This is a genomic window from Rhabdothermincola sp., from assembly GCF_036846205.1.
Lineage (GTDB): Bacteria > Actinomycetota > Acidimicrobiia > Acidimicrobiales > Acidimicrobilacustridaceae > Rhabdothermincola.
This window is the reverse complement of the sequence record NZ_DAIUCK010000031.1, coordinates 1-15,114: the sequence shown is the minus strand read 5'-3', so window position 1 is coordinate 15,114 and position 15,114 is coordinate 1. Positions and strand designations below refer to the sequence as shown.

Annotated in this window: 10 protein-coding genes; 7 read left to right on the top strand and 3 right to left on the bottom strand. The window is 70.7% G+C overall.

The window, feature by feature from the left end:
* The first annotated feature begins 250 nt into the window (after nucleotides 1-250).
* The 5 genes from V7004_RS06530 to V7004_RS06510 are packed head-to-tail and all read left to right on the top strand — an operon-like array spanning nucleotide 251 to nucleotide 8,329.
* On the top strand, nucleotides 251-1,873 hold the full coding sequence (locus V7004_RS06530) for a hypothetical protein (protein WP_334142874.1): 1,623 nt from the start codon (nucleotides 251-253) through the stop codon (nucleotides 1,871-1,873).
* 37 nt (nucleotides 1,874-1,910) lie between these two features.
* Nucleotides 1,911-4,754, top strand: coding sequence for an excinuclease ABC subunit UvrA (uvrA, locus tag V7004_RS06525; RefSeq protein WP_334142871.1), 2,844 nt, complete (start codon nucleotides 1,911-1,913; stop codon nucleotides 4,752-4,754).
* 2 nt (nucleotides 4,755-4,756) lie between these two features.
* Nucleotides 4,757-6,085 (top strand): sugar transferase, encoded by a 1,329-nt coding sequence (locus tag V7004_RS06520; RefSeq protein ID WP_334142869.1) that lies wholly within the window; start codon nucleotides 4,757-4,759, stop codon nucleotides 6,083-6,085.
* Entirely contained in the window at nucleotides 6,082-7,074 is a 993-nt protein-coding gene (locus V7004_RS06515) for a glycosyltransferase family 2 protein (protein ID WP_334142868.1), read from the top strand. Before V7004_RS06520 ends, V7004_RS06515 begins: the two co-directional genes overlap by 4 nt.
* Nucleotides 7,061-8,329: an oligosaccharide flippase family protein gene (locus V7004_RS06510; RefSeq protein WP_334142867.1), complete on the top strand. Its 1,269-nt coding sequence runs from the start codon at nucleotides 7,061-7,063 to the stop codon at nucleotides 8,327-8,329. The genes V7004_RS06515 and V7004_RS06510 overlap by 14 nt, the downstream gene beginning before the upstream one ends.
* 8 nt (nucleotides 8,330-8,337) lie before the next feature.
* On the opposite strand, the gene V7004_RS06505 is transcribed toward V7004_RS06510, so the two are convergent.
* The 3 genes from V7004_RS06505 to V7004_RS06495 all read right to left on the bottom strand — a co-directional run bounded on the left by V7004_RS06505 (nucleotide 8,338) and on the right by V7004_RS06495 (nucleotide 11,919).
* Entirely contained in the window at nucleotides 8,338-9,138 is an 801-nt protein-coding gene (locus tag V7004_RS06505) for a class I SAM-dependent methyltransferase (RefSeq protein ID WP_334142865.1), read from the bottom strand.
* A complete protein-coding gene (gene nadA, locus V7004_RS06500) occupies nucleotides 9,138-10,259 on the bottom strand; it encodes a quinolinate synthase NadA (RefSeq protein ID WP_334142863.1) in 1,122 nt (373 codons plus the stop codon). The genes V7004_RS06505 and nadA overlap by 1 nt, the downstream gene beginning before the upstream one ends.
* Before the next feature lie 169 nt (nucleotides 10,260-10,428).
* Nucleotides 10,429-11,919, bottom strand: coding sequence for an ArnT family glycosyltransferase (locus V7004_RS06495; protein ID WP_334142862.1), 1,491 nt, complete (start codon nucleotides 11,917-11,919; stop codon nucleotides 10,429-10,431).
* A 28-nt stretch (nucleotides 11,920-11,947) separates the two neighbouring features.
* Between V7004_RS06495 and uvrC the strand changes: the two genes are divergently transcribed.
* Together uvrC and V7004_RS06485 are read left to right on the top strand one after the other, a co-directional pair.
* Complete coding sequence (uvrC, locus tag V7004_RS06490; protein WP_334142861.1) at nucleotides 11,948-13,807, top strand: excinuclease ABC subunit UvrC; 1,860 nt, start codon at nucleotides 11,948-11,950, stop codon at nucleotides 13,805-13,807.
* The gene (locus V7004_RS06485; RefSeq protein ID WP_334142860.1) at nucleotides 13,804-14,925 is read left to right on the top strand and encodes a hypothetical protein; all 1,122 of its coding nucleotides are present in this window, start codon (nucleotides 13,804-13,806) and stop codon (nucleotides 14,923-14,925) included. The genes uvrC and V7004_RS06485 overlap by 4 nt, the downstream gene beginning before the upstream one ends.
* The last annotated feature ends 189 nt before the right edge of the window (nucleotides 14,926-15,114 follow it).

Genomic DNA, 15,114 nt, shown 5'->3' with positions numbered 1-15,114 from the left:
AGCCTGAACTGGCAGGCGGGTTGGACCATCCCCAACGCGGTCACCGCCAGGATCGGCACCTCGGGCAAGGTGTCGATCTTCAACAACCGCGGCTCGGTGCACGTCATCGCGGACGTGTCGGGCTGGTACGGCTAGCCCGCGACGAGCTGCGCATGATGCTCGCGCCGTGACGGCCGATGCCGTGCCGCCGCGGCCCGGGACGACCGGCGCTCTGGTCCGGCCAGCGCGGCCGGTTCGGCTGTGGCCGCACGTGGTCGCGCTGGTGGCGGTGCTGGTGTGCCTGGCACCGCTGGTCGGGCTCGACTCCTCGTTCTCCGCGGACGAGGGGGCGGTGCTCGCCCAGGCGGACGATCTCCTCACCGGCGAGGGGTGGCTGGCTCCGCACCCGTTCCCCGAGGCGGATCCGGACCTGGTCTGGTACCCGCTCGACCGGGCCGCTCGGGCCGGTGACCGGTTCGCCCCGTACGCCAAGCTGCCCCTCTACGCCGTGCTCGTCGCGGGCCTCTACGCGCTCGGTGGGATGGGCGCGGTGGTCGGGCTGAGCCTCGCGGGAACGGTCGCGGCCGCATGGGGAGCGGCGACGATCACCAGGCGCCTGCGCCCGGAGCTGGTGGTCCCGGTCTTCTGGTTGATCGGCGCCGGCAGCCCGCTGCTGTTCGACGCCTACCTGGTGATGGCCCATGCGCTCGCCGCGGGTTGCGTCGCGGTGGCCGCGGTGAGCGTGCTCGGTTGGTACGAGCGGCGGCGGTCCGCCCTGCTGGTCGTCGCCGCGGCAGCGGTGCTGGTCGCGGTGGGCATCCGCCAGGAGGCTCTGCTGCTGGCGGGGGCCGGGGCCATCGTCATCGGCTGGCGATGGGCCCGACGGCGATCGCTCGACGACGCCGTGGTCGCGGTCACCCTGGCCGGCGCGGCGGCGGTGGCGTTCGGGCTGAACCGGATCTGGGTGCAGGCCATCCTGGGCACGGCCAGCGTCAGCATCCCAGCGACGGGGTCCTCCGGGGGAGGGCTCGGTGGGCGGGTGTCGGGCTTCACGACGACCTGGTTCGGGTTCGGGGACGAGGAGCTCCTGTTCGTCGTGCTGCTGCTGGTCACCGGCGCGGCGGTGGCGGCGCGCGCTCCCCGCTTCGGGAAGTTGGCGGCCGCCTGCGCGGGCGCGGCGGCGGTGCTCGCGCTCCTCGCCGCGGTGAGCGGGGAGCACGGCACGGTCACCGGGCTCCTGGTGGCCTTCCCGGTGCTCGCCGCCGGGCTGGCCAGCCTCCGCCGGGAGGACACCGCCGGGCTCGCGGGCGCACTGCTCGCGGTCAGCGGGCTGTTCGCCGCGGCCGTCATCCTGACCCAGTACGAGCGGGGTGGCACCGGAGAGTGGGGAGGCCGGTACTTCGCCATCGGCCTGGTGCTGGTGGTGCCGGTCGCGGTGGCCGCGCTGTGGCGGAGCCTGCTCGGCCTGCCGGCCGACACCCGGCGCCTCACCGCCGGCGCACTGGCCGTGTGCACCGTGGCCGTCAGCATCACGGGGGTGGCGGCGCTCCGCGGGTCCCACCAGCGCACGGCGGAGCTGACCGAGGGGGTGGCGGCGGTGGCCGCCACCATGACCAGCGGCGATGGCGGGCCCCCGGTGGTCGTCGCCACCGAGCGGCTCATCCCCCGGCTGGCGTGGCGGCACCTGGACGAGGGCCGGTGGCTGCTGGTGCCGCGCGACGACCTGGGCCGGGTGATGGACCAGGTCCGGGACCTGGGCATCCAGCAAGTGACCGTGGCCACCTACCTGGCGGCCGATGAACAGCCGGCAGCGGTCGACGGATGGACGGTCCGCGAGGCGGTGCGGGTCGTCTCGGCGGCCCCGTGGTACGCCATCGTCTACCAGCGATCGTAGGAACAGACGTTCGATGAGCGGCCGGTAAGCTGGCTCGGTGGCCGACACGATCGTCGTTCGGGGTGCTCGCGAGCACAACCTGCGCAACATCTCCCTCGAGCTGCCCCGCGACCGCCTCATCGTGTTCACGGGGCTGTCGGGCTCGGGGAAGTCGTCGCTGGCCTTCGACACCATCTACGCGGAGGGCCAGCGGCGCTACGTGGAGTCGCTCTCCGCCTACGCCCGCCAGTTCCTCGGTCAGATGGACAAGCCCGACGTCGACTTCATCGAGGGCTTGTCACCGGCCATCTCGATCGACCAGAAGAGCGCCTCGCGCAACCCCCGCTCCACCGTGGGGACGATCACCGAGGTCTACGACTACCTCCGCCTCCTCTACGCCCGCATCGGCGTGCCCCACTGCCCCGAGGACGGCACCGTGATCACCCGCCAGACCCCGCAGCAGATCGTCGATCGGGTGCTCGAGCTTCCTGACGGCACGCGCTTCGAGGTGCTCGCCCCGGTGGTTCGAGGCCGGAAAGGCACCTACGACACGCTGCTGGCCGACCTCGCCCGCCAGGGCTTCTCGAGGGCCCGGGTCGACGGTGAGCTCCACGAGCTCACCGAGAAGGTCGACCTGGCGCGCTACGAGCAGCACACCATCGAGGTGGTGGTCGACCGGCTGGTCAAGCGGGCCGGCATCGAGCGGCGGCTCACCGACTCACTGGAGACCGCGCTGCGGCTGGCGGACGGGGTGGCGGAGGTGCATCTCGTGCCCCGTGAGGGCGAGGGTGAGGAGGAGACGCTCACCTTCAGCCAGCACCTGGCCTGTCCCACGTGCGGTCTGTCCTTCGATGAGCTCGCGCCCCGGAACTTCTCGTTCAACTCTCCCTACGGCGCGTGCCAGCACTGCGACGGGCTCGGCACCCGCTTCGAGGTGGACCCGGAGCTGGTGGTACCGAACCCCGAGCTGTCGATCGCCGAGGGGGCCATCGCGCCGTGGGCCTCGGCGCACACCCAGTACTTCCGGCGGCTGCTCGACGCGGTCTGCGAGGAGTACGGCATCGACCCGCAGACGCCGTGGCGCAAGCTGCCGAAGAAGCACCAGAAGCTGCTGCTCCACGGCGGCGGGGGCACCCGGGTGCACGTGCGGTACCGCAACCGGTACGGGCGCCAGCGCTCGTACCACGCGGCGTACGAGGGCGTGGTGCCCTACCTGCAGCGCCGGCACGCGGACGCGGAGAGCGACGCGCAGCGCGAGCAGGTCGAGGGCTACATGAGGGAGGTCCCGTGCCCCGACTGCGGTGGGGCCCGCCTGAACCGGTTCTCGTTGGGGGTGACGATCGACGGCCGTTCGATCGCGGAGATCTGCGATCTGCCGATCGGCGAAGCGGCCAAGGTGCTCGCGGGCCTCGAGCTGTCCGAGCGTGATCGGCTGATCGCCGAGCGGGTGGTGAAGGAGATCAACGCCCGCATGGGCTTCCTGCTCGACGTCGGCCTCGACTACCTGACCCTGGGCCGCTCCGCCGGGACCCTGGCCGGGGGCGAAGCCCAGCGGATCCGCCTGGCCTCCCAGATCGGCAGCGGCCTGGTTGGAGTGCTCTACGTCCTCGACGAGCCCTCCATCGGGCTGCACCAGCGTGACAACCGCCGCCTCATCGACACCCTCGTGCGCCTGCGGGACCTCGGCAACACGGTCCTGGTGGTGGAGCACGACGAGGACACGATCCGGGTCGCCGACCACGTGGTCGACATCGGCCCCGGCGCGGGCGAACACGGCGGCGACATCGTGTACTCGGGTCCGGTGAAGGGCCTGCTGCGTGCCAAGAGCTCACTCACGGGCCAGTACCTGGCTGGCACGCGGTCGATCCCCGTGCCCGAGCAGCGTCGCCAGCCGGCAGGGGGATGGCTCGTCGTCCGGGGTGCCCGGGAGCACAACCTGCGCGACATCGACGTGGAGATCCCACTCGGCTGTTTCGTGACGGTCACGGGTGTGTCGGGATCGGGCAAGTCGACGCTGGTCAACGACATCCTCTACCGGGCGCTGATGCAACGGATCTACCGCTCCAAGATCCCGCCCGGCCTCCACAGGGGTATCGACGGCATCGAGCACCTCGACAAGGTCATCAACATCGACCAGTCCCCAATCGGTCGTACCCCCCGCAGCAACCCGGCCACCTACACCGGTGTGTTCGACCACATCCGCAAGCTGTTCGCCCAGACCCACGAGGCGAAGGTGCGGGGCTACCTCCCCGGTCGCTTCTCGTTCAACGTGAGCGGCGGGCGCTGCGAAGCCTGCGCAGGCGACGGCACCATCAAGATCGAGATGCACTTCCTGCCGGACGTGTACGTGCCCTGCGAGGTCTGCAAGGGGGCTCGCTACAACCGCGACACCCTCGATGTCACCTTCAAGGATCGCAACATCGCCGAGGTGCTCGAGATGTCCTGCGAGGAGGCACTCGAGTTCTTCGCCAATCAGCCGTCGATCGCCCGCCACCTGCAGACCATCGTCGACGTCGGTCTGGGGTACGTCCGGCTGGGCCAGCCGGCTCCCACCCTGAGCGGGGGCGAGGCCCAGCGGGTCAAGCTGGCCAGCGAGCTGGCGAAGCGTTCCACCGGTCACACCATCTACATCCTCGACGAGCCCACCACCGGCCTGCACTTCGAGGACATCCGCAAACTCCTCACGGTTCTCTCCCGACTGGTCGATCAAGGGAATACGGTGCTGGTGATCGAGCACAACCTCGACGTCATCAAGACCGCGGACTGGATCATCGACCTCGGACCCGAGGGCGGTAGTGGAGGAGGCACCGTCGTGGTCGAAGGGCCACCGGAGAAGGTCGCCGTGACGCCGGAGAGCTACACCGGCCAGTTCCTCGCGCCCCTGCTCGGCCAGCGGAGCTGAGCGTGCGGCGAGCAGCGCGCCCGCTGCTGTACGCAGGCATCGTCACCGCGGTGGTCGGGCTCTCGGTGTACCACAGCCGCGCCATCGCCGATCCGCCCTACTCCTACACGAGCACCTCCCGGTTCGGTTGGTCGCTGCTGTACATCGCGGTGCTCGCGGTGGTGGCCTACGGACTCGGTCTCCCGGACCTCCCGCGCTCACCCCGGCAAGCGGTGACCACGTCGGTGGCCGCGGCTGGGGCCGGTGCGTTCGTGGTGTCGATCGTGCAGTTGTTCCTCGGGGAGGCTCTGCTGCCCCGATTCGTGGTCTTCGGCAGCGCCATCCTGCTCGTGCCCTGGTACCTGGTGTGCGTCGCGCTGGCCGGCGCTGGTGTGCCGGCCGTGACGGGCGACCGGGTACTGGTGGTGAGCGACACCGTGGACCCGTCCCTGCTCCGGGAGGACGTGGCCCGGAGCCCGGAACGGCCGGCGATCGTGATCGAGGTGCTCCCGGTCGACGCGGCCGCCTCGAACGGTCGAGGGATCGAGCCCCTCGTCGAGCGCGCTCGCCGTGACCGGATCGATCTGCTGGTGCTGGACCGCGACGCGCAGGCCTCGCCGACGATCGTCGCCCAGGCGGCCGCCATGCACGAGTCCGGCTTGCGGATCCGCACGCTGTCGTTGTTCTACGAGGAATGGCTGGGGATGTTGCCGGTCAGCGAGCTCGAGCGGGTGTCGCTCATGTTCGACATCGGCGAGCTGCACCGGGCCCGCTACGGGCGGGTCAAGCGGGTGGTCGACGTGCTGTTCGGCATCGTGGGGCTGGTCCTGCTGGCACTGCTCACACCGGTGGTGCTCATCGGGAACCTCGTCGCCAACCGCGGCCCGCTGCTGTACCGGCAGACCCGGGTGGGCAAGAACGGCCAGCACTTCGAGATCCTCAAGTTCCGCACCATGCGCGCCGGACCCGACGAGGCAGCGACCGGCTGGACCGTCGAGGCGGACCCGCGGATCACGCCGTTCGGGCGGGTGCTGCGGGTGACTCACCTCGACGAGCTCCCTCAGGTGGTGAACATCCTGCGGGGCGATCTCAGTCTGGTGGGGCCGCGGCCCGAGCAGCCTCGCTACGTCGAGGAGCTGAGCCAGAAGCTGCCGTTCTACGACCTGCGCCACCTCGTGCGCCCCGGGCTGACCGGCTGGGCACAGGTGAAGTACGGCTACGCGGGCGACGAGCGCGACGCCCTCGAGAAGCTCCAGTACGAGTTCTACTACCTGCGGCGCCAGAGCCTGGCTCTCGACCTGCGGATCGTCGGCCGTACGATCCGCAGCGTGCTGGGACGGGAGGGCCGGTGAGCGCGCCGCTGGTCACCGTCGTCGTGCCGGCTCGTAACGAGGAGCGCGACATCGGGGACTGCCTCGACGCCATCCTCGCCCAGGACCATCCTCACCATCGCCTGGAGGTGGTGGTCGTCGACGGAGCCTCGACGGATCGCACCGCGGAGCTGGCGGAGAGGCACCTGGCGGCTGCTGATCTGGCCAGGGCGGTGGTGGTGCGCAACCCCCGGGGCGACACGCCGTCGAACCTCAACCTGGGGCTGGCCGAGGCGCGGGGTGAGGTGCTGTGCCGGGTCGATGCCCGCAGCCTGATCCCGAGCCACTACGTGCGGCGCTGTGCCGAGGTGCTCGTGCAGCGCCCGGAGGTGGCGGTGGTCGGCGGTGCCCAGGTGGCGGTTCCGCGGGACCTGTCGCCGACGGCCACCGGTATCGCCCGGGCCCTCAACAACCGATGGGGGATGGGCCTGGCCCGATACCGGCGAGGCGCGCCCAGCGGCCCGACCGACACCGTGTACCTCGGCGCGTTCCGCACGGATGACCTGCGCGCTGCCGGCGGGTGGGACGAGCGGTTCCCGACCAACCAGGACTTCGAGCTGAACCGCCGCATGTCGCAGCGGGGGATCGTGTGGTTCGAGGCGGGGATGGAGGTCGGCTACCGCCCCCGGGAGTCGCTCGGCGATCTGTTCCGCCAGTACCAGCGGTTCGGCTCCTGGAAGGTCCGCTACTGGCGGGAGACCGGTGATCGACCACGGCCTCGCCAGGTGGCGATGCTGGTTGCGCCCGTGGTCGGGACGGCCGCGGTCGCCCTGTCACTCACCCGGCCACGCCGGGCGCGGAGGGCCGCCGCCCTGACCGCTGCGTCAGCGGCGCTGTTCGAGATCGCTGGACCTCGGGGTCCCTCCACCTCCGCTGCCGGCCACCTGGTCAGCCTGGGGGCATCCGCCGCGGTCGCTGGTGGTTGGACACTCGGGGCATGGGGGGAACTCCTCCGGCATGGACGCCGCTGAGAACGCCCCGGCCGCGCTCGAGCGGCCCGGAGGCGGCCTGCTCCGGTGGCTGACGTTCAGCCGGATCATCGACCAGGCTGCGCTCGGGCTCGCCTCGTTGCTGCTGGCCCGGGTCCTCGGGCCGGACGGCTTCGCACCGGTCGCCGTGCTGTTCATCGTCAACTCCCTGGCGGTGCAGGTCTCGGACTTCGGGGTGGGTTTCGCGGTGTACCGCCTCGCACCGTCGGGGCGTCTCGCCCGCCGGAGCCTCGAGCGCCTGCGTCTCGTGGATGGGGTGCTGGCTCTGGTGGCGGTCGCGGGTGGCCTCGCACTCCGCAGTTCGACGGGCGCGGTGATCGCCTCCGCCGGCCTGATCTGGCTGCTGAGCGCGGAGGCCTACGTCCGCAAGGCGGCCGCGCTGAAGCTGGGAGCGGTTCGGGAGGTCGTGGCCGCCGAGATCGGCGGTGCAGGTCTGTTCTTCGCGGCCTGCGTGGCCGTGGCGATCACCGCTGGCGCCCCGGGCTGGGTGGGGATGGGCTTCGTGGGGAAGCACGTGGTCGAGTGCCTCCTCGTGCGCACCTGGCCGGCGATGTTCACCGCGGGGGGCGAGCGTGCCCGCTCGCGGGACGAGTGGCTCGGTCAGGTCATGACCTATCTGGTGGCCAACGTCGACTACCTGCTGATCGGGTGGCTGCTGGGAGCCGAGGTGCTGTCGGTCTACGTCATCGCCTTCCGCTTCGCCAGCGCCTTCCCTGCGTTCCTCGCCAACCCCATCACCCAGACCGCGTTCGTCGACTTCGCGGCAGCGTCCCCGTCGCAGATGCAGACCCGTTACGACTCGCTGCTGCGCCGGATCTGGCTCCTCGGCGGGACGGGAACCGTGGTGCTCCTGCTGGTCGCGCCCCTGTTGCCACGAGTGCTCGGTTCCGCTTGGGAGGAGACGGCGCCGGTGCTCGCGATCCTGAGCATCGCCGTGCCGTGGCGCCTCTTGCTCGGGACGACCGTGGCCCAGGCGATCACCGCCGGTCGGGCACGGGTGGTCGTGGGATGGGAGACCATCCGGCTCGTCGGGACCGCGGTTCTGGTCGTCGCCGGCGCCCGATTCGGTCTCCGGACCACGGCCGCGTGCGTCAGCCTGGGAACCGTCGTGATCCTCACCGGGGAACATGCCATGTCGTGCCGGCTTCGAGGCGTGTCGATGCCCCGCTGGCTCCCGGCGGTGACGGCCGCCGTCGCGTCGATCCTCGCGGCGGTCGCCGTGCTCACCGCGACGTAGACCGCACCTCAGCGGCGTCGGAACCGGGCGCAGAGGTAGTAGGGATGGCGGGCCTTGGGGAGGAACCGGCGGGCCAACCGGTAGCCCCGGGCACCGAGGCTCGGGCTGCCAGAAGGGTGCTCGCCGGGACCGATCTGGTGGTTGGCGACCGCGTAGGGGTAGACGGCACCGCACTGCGGGCACGAAGGGGAGCCGGGACGGACCAACAGCCCCCGCCGCTCGAGCGCCAGTCGCGCCCAACGCGGGTACACCGGTTGGTGCGGGCCGGTCTCGATGATCTCGTCGACCTCGAAGCCGTCGAAGAGCGTCGCCAGATCGTCGGGAGCGAAGGACCGGAGATGGCGATCGGCGTTGTAGCGGCAACCGCACGCCTCACAACGGATCTCTGCTCGTGCCCGGTTCTCACGGTTGGGGACGGTCACCACGATCCAGTCACCGGCGATGCGTGCCAGCTCCCGGCGAGCACCGTCGAAGATCGGCCCCGGCAGGTGCTCGAGCACCTCGCAGCAGAGGGCGACGTCGACCGATCGGGAGCGGAGGGGGATGGCGTCGATGCTGGCGCGGACACCCGGCAGCTCGACGTGCCCGAGCGCGGCCAGGCTCCGCTCGACCGCGATGCTCGTGAGGTCCGGCCGCACGGTCGACAGGTGGTGCAGGACCCGACCGTCGCCTGCACCCAGCTCGACGACCGTTCGGGCATCGCCGGGCACGAGCCTGGCGACGGCGTCGAGCTTCGGGAACTGGTGCTCCGGCGTGAAGATGCTCTCGGTGCCCCAGAGACCGTCCTGCTCGTAGTGGGCAGCTTCCATCAGGTGATGGCGAGCATCCGATCGAGCGCCACCTTCGCCCACTCGCTCGTGCGCTCGTCCACGGTGATCTGGTTCACCACCCGACCCTCGACCAGGTTGTCGAGCACCCACGCCAGATGGGCGGCATCGATACGGAACATGGTCGAGCAGGGGCAGATCAGCGGGTCCAGCGAGAGCACGGTCTTGTCCGGGGTCTCGTCGTTGAGCCGTTGCACGAGGTGGATCTCCGTGCCGACGCCGATCACCGAACCGGCGGGAGCAGCGGCGACGGCTTTGATGATGTAGTCGGTCGAACCGACCTGGTCGGCGAGCTCCACCACCTCGTGCGCGCACTCGGGATGGACGACCACGATCCCGCCGGGATGCTCGGCCCGGAACTGCTCGACGTGCTCGGGTCGGAACCGCTGGTGGACCGAGCAGTGACCCTTCCACAGCAGGAACGTCGCGTCCTTGAGGTCGGCCTCGGTGAGACCGCCCATCTCCAGATGCGGGTTCCACACCCGCATGTCGGTCTCCGAGTAGCCGAGCTGGTAGCCGGTGTTGCGACCGAGGTGCTGGTCGGGGAAGAACAGCACCTGACGGCCGCCGGCGCCCTTGCCCCGCCAGTCACCCAGATCGAGCGCCCACTGGAGGATGGCCCTGGCGTTGGTCGACGTGCAGACCGCGCCGCCGTGCTCGCCGACGAAGGCCTTGAGCGCGGCCGAGGAGTTCATGTACGTGATCGGCACGACACCCGAGACGTCCGTGGTCTGCTCGAGCACCTGCCAGGCTTCCTCGACCGAGTCGAGGTCGGCCATGTCGGCCATCGAGCAGCCGGCGTTGAGGTCGGGCAGGATCACCTTCTGGTGGTCGCCGGTGAGGATGTCGGCCGACTCGGCCATGAAGTGCACGCCGCAGAACACGATGTACTCGGCCTGCGGGTGCTCCTTCGCCAGGACGGAGAGCCGGAACGAGTCACCGCGGGCATCGGCCCACCGCATGACCTCGTCACGCTGGTAGTGATGGCCGAGGATGAACAGTCGATCGCCGAGCACGGTCTTGGCGGCCGCGATCCGATCGGCCAGCTCCTCGGGTGATGCGCTGGTGTAGCGCTCGGGTAGCGGCAGTTGGAGCCGGAGCATGTGCGTTGGAACCCCCATGGGTGCGGGAACCCCGATATGACCGGTGGGGACAGCCGGGTCGCCTCGCCACGGGGATGTCGGTCTCGGGGCTCGATATGTCGCCGGATGCCCGGCCGGCGTTCAGGTCAGTGTATGCCTTCGTTCCGTCCAACGCCGCGGAAGCCCTCCGTCATCCCGCCGGCCCGGACGAGCCGTCGAGGCGTTGCACGAGAGCGTTCGCCGGTAACACCACGGGCTCCGCCCGGCCGAGGGCGTCGGCCACGGCTTCGCAGAAGGGTCGGCCCGGATCGTCCTCCGCGCACCAGCCGAGCACCAGCACCGGCATGTCCGGTCGGGTGGCCGCGAGTTGGTCGAGCTGTTCGATGCTCTGCACCGGTTCGGCGGCGCGCCCGGTGTAGTAGCGGATCCAGGAGTCCGGCCGGAGCGCCTGGCCGACGTAGGGAACCACCTGTGCATCCGCCGGGAGCTCGGTGGCCAGCAGCGCATCGACGGTTCGGTGCCCGCGGGCGATCTCGTCGGCCGCTCGGTGCGGGGCCACCAGCCAGTTGCCCAAGCCGATCGCCACCACCGCTCCCACCAGCACGAGTGGCGCGTTGGTCCCGGCATCGCGCGCCAACCGGTCGAACACGTAGGCGAACCCCACGGCGGCGGGCAGCACCGCCCAGTAGTTCCAGTACTGGTGGCCGGCCGACGCGGCATGGAACACGAGGGCGTAGAGCGCCACGATGCCGAGCGACATGGCGGCGAGCGGCCGGTAGCGGGGCGAGCGGAGCGCGACGCCGCACCCGACGAGCCCGATCACCGCGAACGCCAGGAGCTGCAGGATCCACGGCACCTGGAAGGTCACCATGTCGGCGATCGAGGCCGCCTCGGTGCCGGCGGAGCGCCCCTGGAACTTGTCACGCATCACCTCGAAGCTCCCGTAGGTCCACCAGGCCCACGAGAGCGACAGCGCGGCCCCCGTCGCGCCGCCCGCGAGCAACCAGAGGCCGGGCGGCCACGGTCGCTCCCGGTCACGGAGGTGGCGGACCAGCAGGGAGGCCCCGCAGAGCGCGACCAGCACGGTGGCCTGCCAGCCGGCCAGCGCGGCGAGGAAGGCCGCGCCGGCGAGAACCGGCGGTCTGGTGAGCCGGCTGGTGCGCCCTTCCCAGGCGGCGTGCCACGCAAGCAGGACCCCGAGCCCGAACACCAAGGACGTCACGGGGGTGTCGAGCATCACGCCATAGACCAGGAACATGGGGCTGAGCGCGACGGCTGCGGTGGACGCCCCGGCCACCAGCGGGCCCGCGAGGCGGCGCAGGAGCACGAACAACAGAACCATCGCCGCCATCGAACCGAGCCAGGCGGGCATGCGGCTGGCCCACTCCCGCTCGCCGAAGACGGTCTCGGCCGCCGCCGTCTCGGCGACGATCCCGGGCGGGTGGCTGGCGTAGAGCGATCCGTCGGCCCGCCGGCCACCGAATCGGGAGTCGACCACCCCGAGCTCACGGAGCGCACGGCTGTTCGCTCCCCACACGGCCCCGTTGATGCCCTCATCGGAATCACCGAACCGGGCGGTGATGCGCCCCGCGGCGAGCAACGGGAGCGCCATCACGGCCACGGCCAGTAGCGCCAGGCCGACCACGGCGGCCGGCGATCGTCGATGGGTGCGGGCCTCCATGGGGTGCGGGCGATCTTAGGCTGGAAGGGTGGTTGAACGGCCGCCACCCGGTTCCATCCCCGACGCCCCTGGCTCCTACCAGTTCAAGGATTCGCAGGGCCGGGTGATCTACGTGGGCAAGGCTCACAGCCTTCGCCAGCGGCTCTCGAGCTACTTCCAGAACCCGGCGTCGCTGCCGCCTCGAACCGCACAGATGGTGGAGACCGCCGAGTCGGTCGAGTGGATCCAGGTCCGCAACGACGTCGAGGCGCTGATGCTCGAGTACAGCCTGATCAAGCAGCATCAGCCCCGCTTCAACGTCCGGTTGCGGGACGACAAGAGCTACCCGTTCCTGGCGGTGACCCTGGACGACGAGTGGCCTCGGGCCATGGTGATGCGGGGCCGCAAGCGCAAGGGCACCCGCTACTTCGGCCCCTATGCGCACGCCTACGCCATCCGGGAGACCCTCGACCTGCTGCTGCGTACCTTCCCCGTCCGCACCTGCTCCGACAACAAGTTGTTGCGTCATCAACGCTCCGGGCGCCCGTGCCTGCTGTTCCACATCGAGAAGTGCTCGGGCCCGTGCGTGGGCGAGGTGTCCAAGGAGGACTACGACCGGCTCGTGGCCGAGTTGGTCGAGTTCCTCGACGGCGAGACCGATCCCGTGATCCGTCGATTGGAGAAAGAGATGGCGGCGGCGGCGGCGGACCTGGAGTTCGAACGGGCGGCGCGGCTGCGGGATCGGCTGGCGGCGGTCCGCAAGGCCGTCGAGAAGCAGCAGATGGTCGCCGACCGGGCCGAGGATCTCGACGTCATCGGCCTCGCGGGGGATGAGCTGGAAGCCTCGGTGCAGGTGTTCTACGTGCGCCGCGGCAGGGTGGTGGGGCGCAAGGGCTTCGTGCTCGACCGGTCCGAGGACCTGAGCTCGGGTGAGCTGGTGGACCGGGTGCTGGAGGGTCTCTACAGCGAGGAGCCACCCATGGGCGTGCCGAAGCAGGTGCTGGTGTGCGACGAGTCCGCCGATCGGGCCCTGCACGAGGCATGGCTGTCGGAGCTGCGCGGTTCGAAGGTCACGATCCGGGTGCCGCAGCGGGGCGACAAGCGGGCGCTGCTCGAGACCGTCACCCAGAACGCCAAGGAGGAGCTGGCCCGTCACCGGCTCCGCAGGGCGGCAGATCACAACAGCCGGGCCAGGGCCCTCAACGAGCTGCAGGGGGCGCTCGGTCTCCCCGAGGCGCCGTTGCGCATCGAGTGCTACGACATGAGCCACATCCAGGGCAGCGACTACGTCGGGTCGATGGTGGTGTTCGAGGACGGGTTGCCCCGCAAGAGTGACTACCGGCGTTTCAAGATCAGAGGCGTCGCCGGCAACGACGACTTCGCGGCGATGGAGGAGGTGCTCTCCCGCCGGTTGAGCGCCTACCTGGCGGAACGGGAGCGTCCCGTAGCCGAGCGCGGCGGTCGGTTCTCCTACCCGCCGCAGCTGCTGCTGGTCGACGGCGGGAAGGGACAGCTCGGGGTGGCCGTGCGGGTGCTCGAAGAGCTGGGGCTCGACGAGGAGATCCCGGTGGCCGCACTGGCCAAGCGCTTCGAGGAGGTGTACCTGCCCGACCGCGAGGAGCCGGTGAGGATCCCGCGACAGAGCGAGGCGCTGTATCTGCTCCAGCGGGTGCGCGACGAGGCTCACCGGTTCGCGGTGTCCTACCACCGCGAGCTACGAGGCAAGCGGATGACGGCCTCGGTGCTCGACGGCATCCCGGGTCTGGGTCCGGCCCGCAAGAAGCGGCTGGTGAAGGAGCTCGGAGGGGTCAACGCGGTGAGGCGGGCATCGCTGGAGGATCTGCAGGCGCTGAGCTGGTTGCCTGACGCCGTGGCCGAAGCGGTCCACGAGCGGGTGAGGCGAGGTTGATCGGAGAGGCGACCGGCAACGGGCGGGGGGCGACCCAGGCGGCCGTCAGGGCGACGGTGGCGTTCGCGCTGATCACCTTGATCCTGGCGTCCTCGCGCGGGGGGCCCGGCTACTTCCTCCAACTCGGCGAGAAGAGCGAGGCGCTCCCGCTGGTGCGTGAGCTCCTCGGGCCGGACATCCCCGTGCGGGCCCTGATCGGACACGACGGCGAGCGGTTCTGGTCGCTCGCCCGCGATCCGCTGCTGCTGGAAGGGCAGCCGCTGGCTGATCGACTCGACCGTCCCGCGTACCGGGCGCAGCGGATCGCCTATCCACTCCTGGCCGCACCCTGGCGGGCGGGAGGGGAGACCACGCTGTTGTGGGGCCTGGTGGTCACGAACGTGCTGGTGATCGGCGCGGGGACCTACCTGACCGGCCGTCTGGCTGAGGCGCGGGGCACGCGATCGAGGTTCGTGCCGTACGCCTTCGCGGCGAACCCGCTCGTGTGGCTGTCGTTCCTGTTCGATCTGAGCGACGCGCTGGCACTCACGGGAGTGGTGGCCGCGATGTGGGCGATCCAACGCCGGCGGTCCGATCTGGTCGCCGCGTCCTCGGTCGTCGCCTGCCTGGCGAAGGAGACGAGCCTTCTCGGACTCCTCGTCGCGGCGGGCCTCGCTCGCGGGCTGTCGTGGCGCCAGCGGGTGGCGCTGGTCGTGCCGGGTGCCCTGGCCGCCGCCGGGTGGAGGGCGTACGTCCTCACCCGACCGGGGTTCGACCAGGGCGGGAGCGTCCGTGAGTTCAGGCTGATTCCCTTCTCGGGATACCTGGACGTGTGGGGGCACGGCTTCTCCGACGCGAGTGACTGGGTCTACCTGGCGGTCACCCTCTCGATCCTGGTGTTCAGCGCGTACGTGGTGGTGCTCTGGTGGCATGATCGCCGGGATCTCCTGCTCGGCGCATCCGTGCCGTATGCGCTGGTCATGCCCTTCCTGGCACCGATCGTGATCGACGTCCCCATCAACTCCGTGCGGGTCATCGGCCCTGCCATCACCCTCGTCGCGGTGTACCTCGCCTCCCGCCGAGCGAGCCCGTCACGGCGGGAAGGGCTGGCCACGGTCGGCGAGCCTCAGCAGCCGTGACCGACCGACGGTCGGGAGGATCGGCCGTTCTCGGGAGGGCGGGGACGTGACCGATGAGCTCTGGGAACGCCACGCGGCCTGGTGGCAGCAGCAGTTCACCGCGGGCGCCGATCCCGAGTACGAAGAGCAGATCCTCCCGCTGGCTCGCGAATGGCTGGCCGGCTTCCCGCGGGTGCTCGAGGTGGGTAC